The sequence below is a fragment of the Cupriavidus sp. USMAHM13 genome, assembly GCF_001854285.1.
Lineage (GTDB): Bacteria > Pseudomonadota > Gammaproteobacteria > Burkholderiales > Burkholderiaceae > Cupriavidus > Cupriavidus malaysiensis.
In genome coordinates, this window is sequence record NZ_CP017752.1 from 257,533 (window position 1) to 273,149 (window position 15,617).

A 15,617-nucleotide genomic window follows, 5' to 3' on the forward strand; every position below is an offset into this window, starting at 1 on the left:
GCGCTACGACGATCCCTCCTGCCCGCCGGCGGCCTGACCACCAACCTGCTGGCCATCACCACCGACGCGGTGCGCGACGGCCGCCCGCCTGGCCGGCAGCGCCTGTCTGGCGCTGGACGCCATGAACAGCTATCGCGCCGACACCGCGCCGGCCGCGGCCGATGCGCTATGTGAGTACGGACTCTGGTGGTTCGAGGACCTCTGCGACCCGCTCGACTTTGACACCCAGGCCGCTGTGGCCGCGTGTCACCCTCATCCCATCGCCGCCGGCGAGGCCCTCTTCTCGGACGCCGAGGCTCACCTGCTCGACCGCCACGGCGGCCTGCGCCGCGCGCACGGCGTGCTGGTGTTCGACCCGGCGCACTGCTACGGCCTGCCGGGCCACCTGCGCATCCTCGACGCCCTCCTCGCCGCCGGCGGCTGGCCGCGCCACGCCTTCTGGCCGCACGGCGGCACCTGTTCGCGCTGCACGTGGTGGCAGCCCTGGGGCTGGGGGGGCCGAGGTCAATCCACTCGCCTTCGCGCCCTTCCGCGGCGCGGCCGACGGCAGCTGTGTCGACGCCGGCATGGCGACGCTGCCGCAGGCGCCTGGCATCGGCTTCGAGGGGCATGGGGAGGCCTGGGGGGGGGATGCAGCGGGTATTCGGCGGGTATTCGGCGGGTATTCGGCGCGGGGGCCTGAGGCAGGGCGGACAGGGGAAGGCAGCCGCCGCCCCGGCTGGCGCGCCGATCCGTGCACTGCCCCTGGCTCCTCGTCGGGCAAAGGGCCGCATCGCATAAATATGCCTTATAGATAACTTAACAATGCATTTATTGACTTTTATCCTCAGAATAATAAATTATTGAACCTTGGATAAAAGAGGATAAAAGCATGCTCTACTTCGCACGGCCATCGCTGGCGGCAGAGCTGGCGGACCAGCTCGAAGGCAGGGCTGTGTTCGGCGACGCCCAGAACGGGCTGTTCCTGGCCGCACCCCGCCGCACGGGCAAGTCGATGTTCCTGCAACACGATCTCAAACCCGAACTGGCGTCACGCAACGTGCTCGTGATCTACACCGATCTCTGGTCCGACCAGCGCCGCGACCCGGGCGACCTGATCGCCGAAGCCATTGCGCGCGAACTCCAACAGCATCTGGGCGTCGTGGCGAAAACCGCCAGGAAGGCCGGCCTGGCAAGCGTGACCATCGCCGGCACGCTCAAGGTCGACACCTCGGGTATTGGGAAGATCGACGGCACAACCCTGGTCCAGGCACTGCGCACCTTGCACGAAACCGCCGGACGCCCCATCGCGCTGATCATCGACGAAGCACAGCATGCCCTGACCAGCGAGGCGGGGGAGACGGCCATGGCAGCGCTGAAGTCAGCGCGCGACCAGCTCAATACGCCCGCGGAGGTCGCCCTCATGCTGGTCATGTCCGGCTCGGATCGCGACAAGCTGCTACGCCTGGTCAATACCAATGGAGCGCCGTTCTACGGTTCGTCCATCCACAAGATGCCAACGCTTGGCAAGGGCTATGTCGACCATGTGACCGCGCTGATCGAAGCCCAGCGGCCTGAGCTGAAACCCGTCGACCACCTCACGCTGCTCGAAGCCTTCCAGCTCTTCGGCCAGCGCCCCCAGTTCTTCCACGCAGCCATCGGCCAAGCCTTGAACCCCCTGGAGTCCACGAGCGGCGAGGGGTTCGAGCAAGGCGTGCTGGCCGCGGCAAAGGAAAAGCGGGCGCAAGATGCGGCGCAGATGCGCTCAGACTACCTGGGCCTGAAGCCGCTGGAGCAAGCCGTGCTGTGGCGCATCCTGGCCGTCGGCCAGAATTTCCGTCCCTATGATGCAGACGCGCTGGCGTTCTACCGCCAGCAGTGCGCCGGTCTCAGCATCACCGCGCAGAAAGTGCAGGCCGCGCTCGAAAGCCTGCGGGCGCGGACGCCGGCGCTGATCTGGAAGTCGGCACGAGGGGAGTACTCGGCGGACGATGCCGCCATGCACGCATGGTTCGGCGAACTGCAGGCGACAGGACAATGGCCGCCTGCGGCCGAGCCGGAAATACGCTAGCGCCGTGGGGACGGGAAGGGGCAAGCTCCCCTCAATGCCCCGTCCCCGCCAGCAACTCGCGCTTGAGCTTCTTCGCCAGCGACCACTTGTGCACCTCGGTCGGGCCGTCGTAGATGCGGAAGGCGCGCACTTCGCGGAACACCTGCTCGACCACCGTATCGCGCGACACGCCCAGGCCGCCCAGGATCTGCACGCAGCGGTCGGCCACGCGGAACAACGCGTCCGACACCGCCACCTTGGCCATCGAGCTTTCGGCGGTGCCCAGCGAGCCGCCGTCGAGCACGCCGGCGCACCAGTCGATCATCAGCGCGGCCTGCTGCAGGTCGATCAGGTTGTCGGCCAGCATGAAGCCCACGCCTTCATGGTCGATCAGCAGCTTGCCGAAGGCCTTGCGCGTGGTGGCGTAGCCGGCGGCGATCTCATGGGCGCGCGCGGTGGCGCCGAACCAGCGCATGCAGTGCGACAGCCGCGCCGGCGACAGCCGCACCTGGGCATAGCGCAGCCCTTCGTTGACCTCGCCCAGCACCTGGTCCTGCGGCACGCGCAGCGTATCGATGGCGATCAGCGCATGGCCGCCCGGCATCGAGCTGTCGATGGTATCGAGCACGCGCTCGATGCGGATGGCGGGATGCGGCAGGTCGACCAGGAACATGGTCGCCTGCACCTTGTCCGGGCTGCCGGTGCGCGCCATCACGATGCCCACCGCGGCGCCTTCCGCCCCGGTGATGAACATCTTGCGGCCGTTGACCACCCAGGTATCACCGTCGAGCACGGCGGTGGTCTGCAGCATCGACGGATCGGACCCGGCGCCACCCTCCTCGGCCGGCTCGGTCATGAAGAAGGCCGAGCGCGCCTCGCCGCGCACCAGCGGTTCGAGGAAGCGCTGCTTCTGCGCGGGCGTGCCCACCTTGCCCAGCAGGAACATATTGCCCTCGTCGGGCGCCATCGTATTGACCGCCACCGGGCCCAGCGGCGACAGGCCCGAGCGCTTGAGCACGGCGGCCGTCTCGAGCTGGTTCAGGTGGCTGCCGTCGGCCAGGATATGCGGCGTCAGCACGCCGGCCGCGCGCGCCTTGGCGCGCAGCTCGTGCACCAGGTCCTCGGAGGGACCGTGCGCGCCCAGGCGCGCATCGCGCTCGTAGGGAATGACGACGTCGCGCACAAAGGCTTCGACACGGTCCGCGATGATGCGGCTGCGTTCGGTGGGGCAAGGGGTGAACATGGCTGTCCTTCTCTCGATGTCTGTCTTCACGATAGGAAGCAGGGATGGGGGAGCGGGGATCGGGTCCTATCCCGGCTCAGAGCGTGTTGACCAGGTGCCCGCCATCGACGGCGAGCACCGAGCCGGTGATGTAGCGCGAGGCGTCGGAAGCCAGCAGCAGCAACGGACCGTCCAGGTCCTCCAGCTGCCCCAGGCGCCGCTGCGGAATGCGCTGGATCATCGCCTTGCCGGCTTCGGTCTCCCACAGGCCGCGGTTGATGTCAGTGTCGAAGTAGCCGGGCGCCAGCGCATTGACGCGGATGCCATAGCGCGCCCACTCCAGCGCCAGCGTCTTGGTCAGCTGCACCACGCCGGCCTTGGACACCGCGTAGGACACCACCCCGCCGGCCTGCCGCAGCCCCAGGATGGACGCCACGTTGACGATGCTGCCGCCGCCGCGCTCGCGCATGCCGGGCGCCAGCGCCTGCGCCACGTAGAACAGGCCCTTGAGGTTGGTGTCCATCACCGCATCCCAGTCGGCCTCCGGATGGCGCAGGGCCGCGCCCTCGCGCGCCACCCCGGCATTGTTGACCAGGATATCCACCGGCCCGGCCGCGTCGGCCAGCGTGGCACGCGATGCCGCATCGGTCACATCCAGCGCCACGCAGCGCACCGCGCCACCGGCGCCGACGACGCCGGCGGCCCCGATCTCGCGCGCCAGCGCTTCCAGCGCCTCCGCCCGGCGTGCCGCCAACACCACCTCCGCACCGTGCGCGGCCAGCACGCGCGCGAAATGCGCCCCCAGCCCGCTCGACGCCCCCGTCACCAGGGCGCGCTTGCCCCGAAGTTGCTCCGACACCACCGGCATGCCTGCCTCCTGACAATTGTTCCCGCAGATTGTAGGACGATTTAATAGGAAGAAGCCAGCCCCATCCGGCCCTCGGCTACAATGCCCCGATGCCTCCGCGCCGCCTCCCCACCTCCGCACCACCCCAGGAACCCCGTCCGGCCAGCGACCACACCACCGCCCCCGGGCTCGATCCCGCCGGCGACGGCAGCGCCTCCGACACCGTCTTCTACGGCATCGTCAACGGCCTGGAACTGCAGCGCTTCGTGCCCGGCCAGCGCCTGGTCGAAACCGACCTCGCCGCCCACTTCGGCGTGGGCCGCAACTCCGTGCGCGAAGCCCTGCAGCGCCTGGCCGCCGAAGGCATCGTCGAACTGCCGCGCCACCGCAGCGCCGCCATCCGCGCGCTGAGCCCGCAGGACACCCTCGACGTGCTCGACGTGGCCGAACGCATCACCGGCCTGCTCGCCCGCAGCGCCGCGCGCGGCAGCGCCGACGCGGACTGCGCCGCGGCCCTGCGCCAGGCCATCGACGATCTCGCCGACGCCGACGCCGCGCATGACAGCGCCGCCTTCGCCTCGGCGCGACGGCGCTTCTACCGCACCCTGCTGGAGATGAGCGGCAACCGCGAACTGCGGCGCCTGTTCCCGGCCATCCAGATGCCCATCGTCTACGCCCAGCACCGGCTGGGCTCCCTGCAGGCCCTGCGCCTGCGGGACTACCGGGTGATCGCGGAGGCCGTGCTGGCGGGACGGGCCGAGGCGGCCGATGCGGCGGGAACGGCCCATGTGCGGAACGTCAGGGAAGCCATCGGCGTCGAAACAGCAAGGGAGGCGGCAACCTCGCCCGCAACCCGCGCGGCAAAGCGCTAGGCTTGGCCGCGGCAGGGCGGCCGCGGCATCACGGCAAACCCTCGCGGCCATGCGCCGCGCAACCCATCGAGCCTCACGGTTGGACCCAATGTTCTCTGCAGCAATCTTCGACATGGACGGCCTGCTGATCGACTCCGAGCGCACGATCATGGACACCTGGCTGTCCGTCGCGCGCGACTTCGGCGTCGACATCGCGCCGGCGCGCTACCTCGAGATCGTCGGCCGCGCCGCGCCCGAATGCTTCGCCATGCTGACCACCATGCTCGGCAGCGAAAGCCTCTTCCGCGAGGCCCAGGCGCGCGTGCGCCAGCGCCTGCACGCGCCGACCGACACACCGCTGTTCCCGCTCAAGCCCGGCGCGCACACCCTGCTGACCACCCTGGCCGAGGCCGGCATCCCCTGCGCCGTGGCCTCATCGTCGAACCGCCAGGAGATCGAGTCCCGCCTCGACCAGGTCGGCGTGCTCGGCTTCTTCCGCGCCCTGGCCGGCGGCAACGAAGTGCCGCGCGGCAAGCCCGACCCCGCCGTCTACCAGCTCGCCGCCAGCCGGCTGCAGGCCGCGCCGGCCACCTGCCTGGCCTTCGAAGACAGCGAGAACGGCGCGCGCGCGGCGGATCGCGCCGGCATGCGGGTGGTCACCGTGCCCGACCTGAAGCTGCCGACCGAGGAAGTCGCGGGGATGAGCTTCCGCCTGCTGGGGCGGCTGGATGAGGCGGTGGAGCATGTGCCGGTGTGGTTTGCCGGCCGTGGCGGGGTGGGGATGGCCTGAGGCAGGCGCAGCGCCGTCCCGGCCACAGGACAGCGCCATCCCGCCTGCTTGCGCCCATGCGCTGACCGCGTACTCGAAGGAGATCGGATGTCCTCCCTGCCTCACGCCATCATCGGCCTGCTCGCCACCCTGCTCCCGCTGGCCACGGCACAGGGCCAGCCGGCCCCGGACCCCGGCAGCCAGCAGGCGGACGGCGCCCGCGCGAAGCCGGGCATGCCGTCATCGCCGGAAGACGACGCGCGGCGCGCGCGCTGGTGCCGGAAGCATGGCGGCATCGACGTCACGCACCAGGGAGAACCGACGCCCGGCCCGAATTCGATGGACGTCGTGATCTGCCAGCGCACCGATGGCGGCCCTGGGTTTTCCGGCGCATATATCCCGCAGCAAAGGGGACAGGGCAAGATCTCGCCAGACGTGCGGATGAAGATTGCGCCGCCGGCCGATCCGGCCCCAGCGCGAATGCCGCCGCTTCATCAGGACCCGCACGGTAGAGCCAGCGACTGAACCACCGGATGGCCCCGGACATCCTGACTCGCGCCGTACATCGGCCAGCCGGTGCCATCAAGCCGGTCTCGCCTCCCGTCTCACTCAACGCCGCGTCCCGAAGGCCTCCCGCACGCCCCGCCCCGCCGCCTCGAACACCGCGCCGGCCGCGGGCGACAGCCCCTTCATGTGGAGGCAGCCATGAATCATGCCATCGAGCTGCCGCACGCTCGCCTTGACGCCGGCGGCGGCCAGGCGCGCGCCGTAGTCCTCCGCCTCGCTGCGCAGCGGATCGAATTCCGCCGTCAGGATGGTGGCCTCGGGCAGCCCCTGCAGCCGCGGCGCGAGCAGCGGCGACACGGTCGGGGCCTCGCCGTCGCCCGGGTCGGCGAGATACATCGCGAAGCAGTACCGCATCAGTTCGCGCGTCAGGTAGTAGCCCTCGCCGAAGCGCTGGTAGGACGTGCCATCCATCCGGTGGCTCAGCACCGGATAGATCAGCAGCTGGTGGGCGATGGCGATGCGGCCGTCGTCGCGCGCCAGCAGGCAGGAGGCAGCGGCGAGATTGCCGCCCGCGCTATCGCCGGCCACGCCGATGCGGCCGGGATCGAGGCCGAGCCGCGCGGCGTTGTCGAAGACCCAGCGCAGGGCGTCGAACACATCGTGCAGGGGCACCGGATAGCGGTGCTCCGGCGCGAGCCGGTAGTCCACCGACAGCACCACGCTGGCGGTCGCGTTGGCCAGCTCGCGGCAGGGGTTGTCGTAGACCTCGGCCGAGCCGAGGCACCAGCCGCCGCCGTGCGCGAACACCAGCGCCGGCTGCGCCATGCCGCGCGCCATGCAGGCCTCGGGCCAATAGCCGTGCACGCGCAGCGTGGCCCCGTCCCGCGCCGGCACCTCGAACACCGCCACGCGCTCGACGCTCGCCTGCGGCCCGTGCAACTGGCGCAGGCCGGCATCGGTATCGGCGCGCAGGCGCGCGATATCCGCCGGCGCCGCGCTCTCGCCTGCCGCCGCCCACTGGCGCAGCAGGCCTTCTATCCCGGCATCGAGCGGCATGGTCACACCCCGCCTTGGAGGAAGGGCAGCAGGTGCCCGATGAAGGCGTCGGCTGCCTCCTCCATGATGAAGTGCCCGCAGTCGGGGATCACCACCCCCTGCAAGTCATCGGCGTTATCGCGCAGGGTGAGCAGCGGCGCGTCGCGCGTGGCGTGCTCCGCGCCGATGGCCAGCACCGGCATGGCGAGCTTGCGCTGCGCGCGCTGCTGGTTCTGCCGGATGGTCTCGGGAATCGCGCGGTAGTAGGCGAAACCGCCGCGCAGGCCGCCCGGCGAGGCATAGGCATCGATATAGGTATCGACCGCCACGCGATCGCGCCGCCACGACCAGCGCTGGAACATGAAGTCCAGGTAGGCCCGCTCGCGCCCGGCGATCAGCGTCTCGGGCAGGTCGGCCAGCTGGTTGAACATGAAATGCCACAGGAAGATGTTCTCGCCCGGCGGCGCGAAGATCGACGGCGCGGGTGCCAGGCCGGGAATCACGGCCTCGGTCAGGGCCAGGCGGCGCACCACGCCGGGATGGTCGCTCGCCAGCGCATAGGCCACCCACATGCCCACGTCATGTCCCGCCACCTGGTAGGTGGCGTGGCCCAGGTGGGTCATCACGCGGTGCAGCATGGCGGCGGTGGCGCCGGTGTCGTAGCCGGTGTCGGGCCGGTCGGAGAATCCGGTGCCGGGCGGGTCGACGGCAATGGCCTGGAAACCGTGCGCAGCCAGTGCCTGCATCACGTGGCGCCAGGCGTACCACGTCTGCGGCCAGCCCGGAATCAGCAGCACCGGGTGGCCGCTGCCGGCGCTCACCACATGGATGCGCTGTCCGTCGAGCCGCACGTAGTCGTGGGCGAATTCATGGCCGGAATCGGAACGGGGGGCAAAACGGGGCATGGCTGACATCGCGGGTCTCGGTGAAGGTCTCGGTGAAGGTCGCTGAAAAGGTCTCGATAGGAAAGCGGGACGGTGGGATCACAGGATCGCGGGCTCCCGCTCCTGCGCGATGCCGAGCATGGCGTGGATCTGCCGCCGGTCGACGGCGGCGCCGGCGAAGTCGTCGAAGATGCGTTCGGTCACGCGGATGATGTGCCGGTTGATGAAGTCGACGCCCTCGCGCGCGCCATCCTCCTGGTCCTTCAGGCAGCACTCCCATTCCAGCGTGGCCCAGCCGTCGTAGTCGTACTGCGCGAGCTTGGCGAAGATCGCCTTGAAATCGACCTGGCCGTCGCCGAGCGAGCGGAAGCGTCCGGCGCGCTCCAGCCACGACGTATAGCCGCCGTAGATGCCCTGCCGGCCGCTCGGCCGGAACTCGGCGTCCTTCACATGAAACATGCGGATGTGCTCGTGGTAGAGGTCCAGGTAGGCGAGATAGTCGAGCTGTTGCAGCACGAAATGGCTGGGATCGAACAGGATCTTGCAGCGCACGTGCCCACCCACCAGTTCATGGAAGCGCTCGAAGGTCGCCCCGTCGTGCAGGTCTTCGCTGGGATGGATCTCGTAGCAGAGGTTCACGCCCTGCTCGTCGCAGAGGTCGAGGATCGGCCGCCAGCGCCGCGCCAGTTCATCGAACGCAGCCTCGATCAGCCCGGCCGGGCGTTGCGGGAAGGGGAACAGGTAGGGCCAGGCGAACGCGCCGGAGAACGTCCCCATGTCCGTCAGTCCCAGGCGCCGCGACGCCTTCGCCGCCAGCGCCAGCCGCTCCAGCGCCCAGGCCGTGCGCGCCGCCGGATTGCCTTGCACGGCCTGCGGCGCGAAGTTGTCGCACATCGCGTCGTAGGCGGGATGCACCGCGACGAGCTGCCCGAAGATATGCGTCGTCAATTCGCTGACCTGCAGGCCATGCGCGGCAAGGGTTCCCCGGATCTCGTCGCAGTAATCCTGGCTGTGCGCCGCCGTCTCCACATCGAACAGCCGCGTGTCCCATGCCGGAATCTGCAGGGCCTTGAAACCCGTGCGCGCCGCCCAGCCGGCCATGCCGTCCAGCGTGTCGAACGGCGCAACGTCATCGCTGAACTGGGCGAGATGCAGGCTGGGTCCTTTCATGGTCTTCATACGTGCCACCTTCCTTGTGTCGTCGTTAATTCTTTGTCGATCGACAAATAATAGACGGCGAGGATGGCGCCGGTCAACTTCGGTGCGCGATAAAATTCCGCCCACGGACATTTGAGCGAGACGGGAAGATGGCAGGCAGGCCGAGGGAATTCGACCGGGACGAGGCGCTGAGACAGGCGATGCTGGCGTTCTGGCGGCGCGGTTACGAAGGCACGTCGATGTCGGACCTGGTCGAAGCGCTAGGCATCGCGTCCGCGCGCATCTACGCGGCGTTCGGCAGCAAGGAAGCCCTGTTCCGCGAAGCCGTCGCGCTGTACGAAGCCGGCGAAGGCGGCTTTGCCGATCGCGCCCTGCGCGAGGAAACGGAGGTACACGCCGCCATCGAGCGGATGCTGCGCGATGCCATCCAGCTCTACACCAAGCGCGACCTGCCGCATGGCTGCATGGTGGTATCCGCGGCCACCAACTGCTCGGCGCAGAACGATGGCGTGCAGGACTGGCTGGTGGCGCACCGCCGCCAGCGCACCAAGTCCGTGATCGAGCGCCTGCAGCGCGGCGTGAAGGAAGGCCAGCTCAAGCCGGATACCCCTGTGCGCGCCCTGGGCGATTTCTATGCGGTGCAGTTGCACGGCATCTCGGTGCAGGCGCGCGATGGGGTCTCGCGCGAGCACCTGCTGGCGTCGGTACCGCTCGCCATGGCGCCGCTGTCGCTTGCCGCAACGACGCGTTGAGGGAGAAGCGGGCGAAGGGATTCCCGCCGGTTATGGCCCGATGCCCAGGAGCGCATTGCCGGAACCGATCCCCGCCCCCCCACACTCCTGAGCGTCCTTGGCACAGGAGGAGACAACGCATGGAGAAGGAAAAGACATCCCGCCGCCGCGCGCATCGGCCGCGCAAGGACCGGGCAGCGGCCGCGATGGCATTCCTGATGGCGCTTGGCGGGGCGGCGGTGGCGCAGTCGCCGGCCCCCGATCCCGCTGCCGCTGCCGGTAATGGGATCGGCCCGCAGGCGGGCAGCGTCATGCAGGGCTTTCCTCCTCCTCCGCCGATGCGCGTGAACAAGGCCAACGCCTTCCTGCCGCCCTATCTGCGCTGGTCCTTCCGCCATGCCCGCGAAACCTCGCCGACCGCGGGACTCCGGCATGCCCGCACGCCCATGCCGCTGCCGGAGCGTCCCGCGCGTGATCTCGACGATCTGCAATTCCCGCTGGACGGGCAGCCGGTGAAACTGGCCGACTACCTCCGCGACACTCACACCGATGGCTTCATCGTGCTGCACCAGGGCCGCATCGTCTTCGAGCGCTACCTGGAAGGTTTCGGACCGGCGCAGCCGCACATCTGGGCTTCCATGACCAAGTCGGTCACGGGCCTGATGGCGGCCATGCTGATGGTCGACGGCAGGCTCGACCCGAACGCCAGGCTGTCCGCCTACGTGCCCGAGCTGGCCGGCACCCCCTTCGGCGACGCGACGCTGCAGAAGAACCTCGACATGGAAGTGGCGGTCGCCTACGCGCCGGAGCTTCCGCCCGACCTGGGGCTGTTTGGCGCGGTCGGGCTGATCCCGCGCCGCGCCGGCGCGCCGGACAATATCTACGCGTTCCTCAAGACGGTCTCGGCTGCCCAGGCGCCTGCCGCGCCGGACTACTGGTTCTACCAGAACGGATCGCCGGAAGCCGTCGCCTGGGCGCTGCGCCGCATCGCCGGGCAATCGTGGGCGGAGCTTGCGCAGGAACGGATCTGGTCCAGGCTGGCGGAAGACGACGCCTATATCCAGATCGATCCGCTGGGCACGGAGATGGCCAGCGGCGGCCTCAGCACGACGCTGCGCGACGCGGCCCGTTTCGCCGAAGCCGTGCGCCGCGCCGAGGCCGGCGATGCCGGCGCGGGCCTGCCGGTGGCCGCCGTGCGCCGCGCCCTGCGGCCGCGCGCCAACCAGGCGGGCTTCGCCAAAGGCCGTCTCGCGGCCGGCCGGCCCGGCTACACCTATGGCGACTACTGGTACCAGGTCAATGACGGCGACGGCTCGGTCGAGGCCGGCGGGCGCTTCGGGCAGAAGATCTACATCAACCCGAAGCGGGAACTGACGGTGGTGAAGTTCTCGTCGAGCCCGGATTCGGCCCCGCGCGCCGCCACGGCGGAAACAGGAAGCGTGGCGGCCAACGCGGCGGCCAACAACCGGTCGTTGGAATCCGAGACAACCTTCATCGCGGCGATCCAGGCCATCTACGCGGCCATCTCGCGCTGAAGCCGGCCATGGGCGACGTGGCACTCAGGTCCGTGCCACGCATAGCTGCCGCACGGCGTCGCACGTGGATGGCGCCGAAGGCCACAGCACGGCCCCAACGCTATCTTCAAGCCGACTCGCCCGACTTGCCCTGGCGCCTCGCGCCACCCCCTGACGCGGTGCGCCCCTTGGATGCCGCGCCGCGCCGCGCGGCGCCGGCCTGCGCGGCGCGGCCGGCCGCCATCGCATCCTCCAGGTAGCCCTGGACCACGCGCTGGAACTCGGCCAGCGCCGCGCCGGGATCATCCACCGTCGCATCCAGTCCCAACGTGACGGCCGCCTTCATCAGGTGCTGGACGATCACCGCGCGCAACCAGGCCTCCGGCGCCGGCAAACCCGGCGCGAGGGCCGCCAGCACCGCGGCGATGCCGCCGCGCATGCGCTCGCGTACGCCGGCCGCGCCCGTCGCCTCGGCCGAAACGAGGGCCGGCACATCGGCCAGCGCCACGAAGGCCGGATGCGTGGCGCGGAAGGCCAGGAACAGCGTCGCCAGCCGCCCCGCCACGATGGCCACGTCGAGCGACGGCACCTCCTCGCGCAACCTGTCGAGCACCGCTTCCAGCTCGCCCACGTACTGCTCCAGCAGTGTCGCGGCGACCTGCTCCTTGGTCGGGAAGAACTGGTAGAGCGAACCGATCGACGACTGCGCGCGCGCGGCGATCGCCGTCATCGTCGTGGCCTCGAACCCCTTGTCGGCAAACTCGGCGCTGGCGGCTTCCAGCAAGGTGGCGACGCGCGCATGGCCGCGCGCGCGGCGCGGCGCCTTGGGCTCACCCGGTAGCGGCGTTGGCTTCTGCGTTGACTTTTGTGAGTTCATCCTCATATACTATTTGTGAGCACACCCTCACAATATACCAGCAAGCCATCCCCACCCAGGCGCCACGCCAGGCGCCTTCTCCCCCTTCACGGAGCCGCATCGTGCTGCCGAAACTCGACCCCAACACCACCGCCCTCGTCCTGATCGATCTCCAGCAAGGCATCCTTGGCTTCGGCAAGGCGCCGCGCCCCGGCAGTGCCGTCGTCGCCACCGCGGCCACGCTGGCCAGGCGCTTCCGCGCAGTGAACGCGCCCGTCGTGCTGGTCCGGGTCGGCTGGAGCGCAGACTTCGGCGACGCGCTCAAGCAGCCCATCGACCAGCCCACGCCGCTGCCCCCCGGCGGCCTGCCGGCGAACTGGTGGGACTACCCCGCCGAACTCGCGCCGGAAGCGCGCGACATCCAGATCACGAAGCGCCAGTGGAACGCCTTCCACGGCACCGAGCTCGACCTGCAACTGCGGCGCCGTGGCATCCAGACCATCGTGCTCGGCGGGATCTCGACCAATATCGGCGTCGAGTCGACGGCCCGCGCCGCGTACGAACTCGGCTACTCGCTGGTGCTGGTCGAAGACGCCATGAGCTGCGCCGCGACGGAGCAGCACCAGGCATCGCTGGACTTCATCTTCCCGCGGCTGGGCCGGGTGCGGCAGTCCGGCGAGGTGCTGGAAGCGCTGGCGGAATGAGGGCGGGCGGCGGGCAATCGCCGCGCCGGCCTTGCGCAGCCCGCCCAACGTGCAGCAACTGCTCGTGCACGAGATCGAACTCGCCTTCCGGCGCGACGATGCCATCTCCGTCTACACCAGCGCACCGGACGGCTTCGAACGACAAGCTGTCCATCACCGGCATGCACTCCAATCTTCCCAGTGCTGCTTCGGTGCAGCGCGATGGTAGCGGGTATCTGCTCCATTACGACGTTGGGTCGCTGGCGGCCTGAGTGGGGTGAGACGCTGCGGGGAGTGCCGGCGCGTGGTGAATGGAGCGCTTGCGAACGGCCTACAACGGGAATGTTTTTGCATACGACCACTGGACGATCAGCAAGACGCCGCTGGAGAACGCCCGAGAGTTGTTGTCCCGGATTCCAACCGACGCTGACTGGGCGGTGGACATCGTCTGCCATAGTCGCGGAGGCTTGATCGTCCGCTCGCTGCTCGCGAACCCGGGCGACGCGACCCTCGATAGCGAGGAGTTGAACGAGATTGCAAGCGACCGTACCGGCAGAATCAGCTCGGTGGGAAAAGTCATCTTCGTTGCGGCGGCCAATCAAGGCTCCCCCCTCGCGGACCCCGACAAGATCAAGGATTTCTTGAATATCGCGGCGCTGATCGCAACGCGTTCGCCATGCTTCGCGCTCGGCGTTGTCATCGGTCTGGCAAGAGCTCTCGTGGCGGCAGCGTTCGACCTTCCCAGCATTCGCCAACTCGCCACGACCTCCGACCTTGTCAAGGACCTGAATGACATCGGAACACTGATGTCAGCGGATGGCGTCTTCGGCGTGCGTGCGGATTTTGATTGCTCCAAGTCCGTCCTGCTGGAGACAGGTGTCCTGCTCGACAGGCTCCTCATGGCAGTCGACAACGACCTCGTTGTGCCGTATGACGGCGTGGCCTCTCCCCACCCCGCTATCGAGTCAACCAGCATCCTTGCGTTTGGAACGCCAACGGAAAAGCAGGGCAAGGTCTGGCATACGCAGTTCTTCGATCAACCGGAAACCCATGCATTCCTCTGCAAGCAGTTGATTCCCGCGTGATTCCGCTCGTATGCACAAGCTCGCCTCGTCGGCTTCCTTCATTCTCGCCACCGTTCTCCTGTCCGGATGTTGGCCGTGGCACAAGGAGGAGGTCCCCCCACCTCAAGCGGGCCGGCGCAACGATCGTCCACCTGCAGCGCCCCTCAATTCGCTGGAAGCCAAGGTAGCTGATATCGCCGAACATAGCGCCTGTGCTACCACGCGCTGGAAAGGGCGCGGAGATGCACCGATCGGCTACATCAAGGGAGTCGCATTGGTCTATGCGAAGTCCGTCTGCGAAACTGTCCGGCACAGCGATACAGCATCCAAGGTGATGGGACAGCCCGTCGGCGGAGACGATCGCGACGCACTGGCATGGTATGGGCTTGGCGGCACCGATGAGCTGACGCGCTTGCGCGTGGCCTACACAATGACAATCGGCCTCGGCATGCGGGAGAGCTCTGGCAATACCACCGACGGCGTAGATACGCACAAGCGCGAAATGCCAACGCCCTCGAATGCAGAGGCTGGGTTGTTCCAGGCATCCCACGACTCGTTACGCGCATCACCTTGGCTTGGCCGGCTGTACGAGCAGTACACCAAGACACCACAGCATTGCAGGCTGGACGTTTTCACTGAAGGTACGGAGGACCTGCATACCAGCATTATCGGTAACGGACCCGAAGGTGACTTCCAGCGCTTCACTAAAACCTGTCCGGCCTTTGCTACCGAATACGCGGTTGTGATGCTACGGGTACGCCGCGATCACTTCGGCACGGTCAACAATCGAGACGTGCAGTACATCCCGAGTTGTGAATCGATGCTGAAGACAGTTGAAATGACAGTCGCGACGGAATGTCCGGAAGGCTGACCCATAGGCTCCCAACGGCGCGCCGCCCTGCCCGGAAGCCATTGACAATTTCGCGGCATATTCAGACGGGTCCGATTGATTCTCTTTGTCGTTCTTGATTCATTAGTGCGTCCCGGTCTGGAGGCCCTGATGAAGAAAGCCCTAGCACTCGCTCAGCTCGCAACCGCCGCCACGGCCTCAATGGCATGCACTCCGGGAAATCTTGACTTCGAGCCCAAATTCGAGCCCGGCCGATCGCAGTTGTCTGGCACGGAGGTACTGCGGCTCGCAGAATGGCGCGCAGATCAGCGCGAGCGCTATCCGAATGGCGGCGAAATCCATGCCGAGGTACAAGCCAACACGGAAGCCGGGGTACCGCACAAGCTGGCCGAGGCGAGGCTGGCCACGTTTCTTGGCCTCCTCCGAGATCTCGGCATCACGGAAGAGGAGATGGAGAAGCCTGGCATCGTGGACCGGGCCATCGACTCTGCCCATCTGCGTAGTGCCGAACTGAGGCCGAAGGTGCTTGAGTACCTCAACACTGCCGGCATCTCCATCCATCCGCGATGCCCCCATCCGTGTTGCCTTGGCTCTGAGCCAATAGAAAGGCGGTGATG

General features: G+C 68.2%; 17 protein-coding genes and 1 pseudogene. 12 read left to right on the forward strand and 6 right to left on the reverse strand.

The features are described 5' to 3' along the window. Positions 1–73: 73 nt before the first annotated feature. Positions 74–620: pseudogene (locus BKK81_RS34455) on the forward strand (enolase C-terminal domain-like protein); the annotation flags it as partial. 251 nt (positions 621–871) lie between these two features. Beyond that, positions 872–2,050, forward strand: coding sequence for an AAA family ATPase (locus BKK81_RS19555; protein WP_071016944.1), 1,179 nt, complete (start codon positions 872–874; stop codon positions 2,048–2,050). Between the two features lie 31 nt (positions 2,051–2,081). Here the strand turns inward: BKK81_RS19555 and BKK81_RS19560 are convergent, their stop codons facing one another. Further along, entirely contained in the window at positions 2,082–3,272 is a 1,191-nt protein-coding gene (locus tag BKK81_RS19560) for an acyl-CoA dehydrogenase family protein (RefSeq protein ID WP_071016946.1), read from the reverse strand. 76 nt (positions 3,273–3,348) lie between these two features. Next, positions 3,349–4,119, reverse strand: a complete 771-nt coding sequence (locus tag BKK81_RS19565) for an SDR family NAD(P)-dependent oxidoreductase (RefSeq protein WP_071016948.1) — start codon at positions 4,117–4,119, stop codon at positions 3,349–3,351. Positions 4,120–4,208: 89 nt separating this feature from the next. Between BKK81_RS19565 and BKK81_RS19570 the strand changes: the two genes are divergently transcribed. The 3 genes from BKK81_RS19570 (at position 4,209) to BKK81_RS19580 (ending at position 6,243) form a co-directional block, all read left to right on the forward strand. Then, complete coding sequence (locus BKK81_RS19570) at positions 4,209–4,970, forward strand: GntR family transcriptional regulator (RefSeq protein WP_083384276.1); 762 nt, start codon at positions 4,209–4,211, stop codon at positions 4,968–4,970. Positions 4,971–5,058: 88 nt separating this feature from the next. Continuing rightward, positions 5,059–5,739, forward strand: coding sequence for an HAD family hydrolase (locus BKK81_RS19575; RefSeq protein WP_071016950.1), 681 nt, complete (start codon positions 5,059–5,061; stop codon positions 5,737–5,739). Positions 5,740–5,826: 87 nt separating this feature from the next. Next, positions 5,827–6,243 (forward strand): hypothetical protein, encoded by a 417-nt coding sequence (locus tag BKK81_RS19580; RefSeq protein ID WP_071016952.1) that lies wholly within the window; start codon positions 5,827–5,829, stop codon positions 6,241–6,243. Positions 6,244–6,327: 84 nt separating this feature from the next. On the opposite strand, the gene BKK81_RS19585 is transcribed toward BKK81_RS19580, so the two are convergent. From BKK81_RS19585 to BKK81_RS19595, 3 genes are all read right to left on the reverse strand, one after another. Continuing rightward, positions 6,328–7,281, reverse strand: a complete 954-nt coding sequence (locus tag BKK81_RS19585; RefSeq protein ID WP_071016954.1) for an alpha/beta hydrolase — start codon at positions 7,279–7,281, stop codon at positions 6,328–6,330. A gap of 2 nt (positions 7,282–7,283) precedes the next feature. Further along, positions 7,284–8,174, reverse strand: a complete 891-nt coding sequence (locus tag BKK81_RS19590) for an alpha/beta hydrolase (protein ID WP_071016956.1) — start codon at positions 8,172–8,174, stop codon at positions 7,284–7,286. Between the two features lie 69 nt (positions 8,175–8,243). Further along, positions 8,244–9,323 carry a sugar phosphate isomerase/epimerase family protein gene (locus BKK81_RS19595; RefSeq protein ID WP_071016958.1) on the reverse strand — a complete coding sequence of 360 codons (1,080 nt, stop codon included), beginning with the start codon at positions 9,321–9,323 and terminating at the stop codon, positions 8,244–8,246. A 128-nt stretch (positions 9,324–9,451) separates the two neighbouring features. On the opposite strand from BKK81_RS19595, the gene BKK81_RS19600 reads away from it, so the two are divergent. Together BKK81_RS19600 and BKK81_RS19605 are read left to right on the forward strand one after the other, a co-directional pair. Then, a complete protein-coding gene (locus tag BKK81_RS19600; protein ID WP_071016960.1) occupies positions 9,452–10,054 on the forward strand; it encodes a TetR/AcrR family transcriptional regulator in 603 nt (200 codons plus the stop codon). A gap of 119 nt (positions 10,055–10,173) precedes the next feature. Next, the gene (locus BKK81_RS19605; RefSeq protein WP_071016962.1) at positions 10,174–11,568 is read left to right on the forward strand and encodes a serine hydrolase domain-containing protein; all 1,395 of its coding nucleotides are present in this window, start codon (positions 10,174–10,176) and stop codon (positions 11,566–11,568) included. Between the two features lie 106 nt (positions 11,569–11,674). Here the strand turns inward: BKK81_RS19605 and BKK81_RS19610 are convergent, their stop codons facing one another. Then, the gene (locus BKK81_RS19610; RefSeq protein WP_071016964.1) at positions 11,675–12,424 is read right to left on the reverse strand and encodes a TetR/AcrR family transcriptional regulator; all 750 of its coding nucleotides are present in this window, start codon (positions 12,422–12,424) and stop codon (positions 11,675–11,677) included. 101 nt (positions 12,425–12,525) lie between these two features. On the opposite strand from BKK81_RS19610, the gene BKK81_RS19615 reads away from it, so the two are divergent. The 5 genes from BKK81_RS19615 to BKK81_RS35510 all read left to right on the forward strand — a co-directional run bounded on the left by BKK81_RS19615 (position 12,526) and on the right by BKK81_RS35510 (position 15,615). Continuing rightward, positions 12,526–13,107 carry a hydrolase gene (locus tag BKK81_RS19615; RefSeq protein WP_231908175.1) on the forward strand — a complete coding sequence of 194 codons (582 nt, stop codon included), beginning with the start codon at positions 12,526–12,528 and terminating at the stop codon, positions 13,105–13,107. Positions 13,108–13,156: 49 nt separating this feature from the next. After that, positions 13,157–13,315: a hypothetical protein gene (locus tag BKK81_RS35500; protein WP_156811396.1), complete on the forward strand. Its 159-nt coding sequence runs from the start codon at positions 13,157–13,159 to the stop codon at positions 13,313–13,315. An 82-nt stretch (positions 13,316–13,397) separates the two neighbouring features. Then, positions 13,398–14,171, forward strand: coding sequence for a DUF7379 domain-containing protein (locus BKK81_RS19620; RefSeq protein WP_071016966.1), 774 nt, complete (start codon positions 13,398–13,400; stop codon positions 14,169–14,171). Between the two features lie 10 nt (positions 14,172–14,181). Beyond that, positions 14,182–15,021, forward strand: coding sequence for a hypothetical protein (locus BKK81_RS35505; protein ID WP_156811397.1), 840 nt, complete (start codon positions 14,182–14,184; stop codon positions 15,019–15,021). A 129-nt stretch (positions 15,022–15,150) separates the two neighbouring features. After that, positions 15,151–15,615, forward strand: a complete 465-nt coding sequence (locus tag BKK81_RS35510) for a hypothetical protein (protein WP_156811398.1) — start codon at positions 15,151–15,153, stop codon at positions 15,613–15,615. Positions 15,616–15,617: the final 2 nt, after the last annotated feature.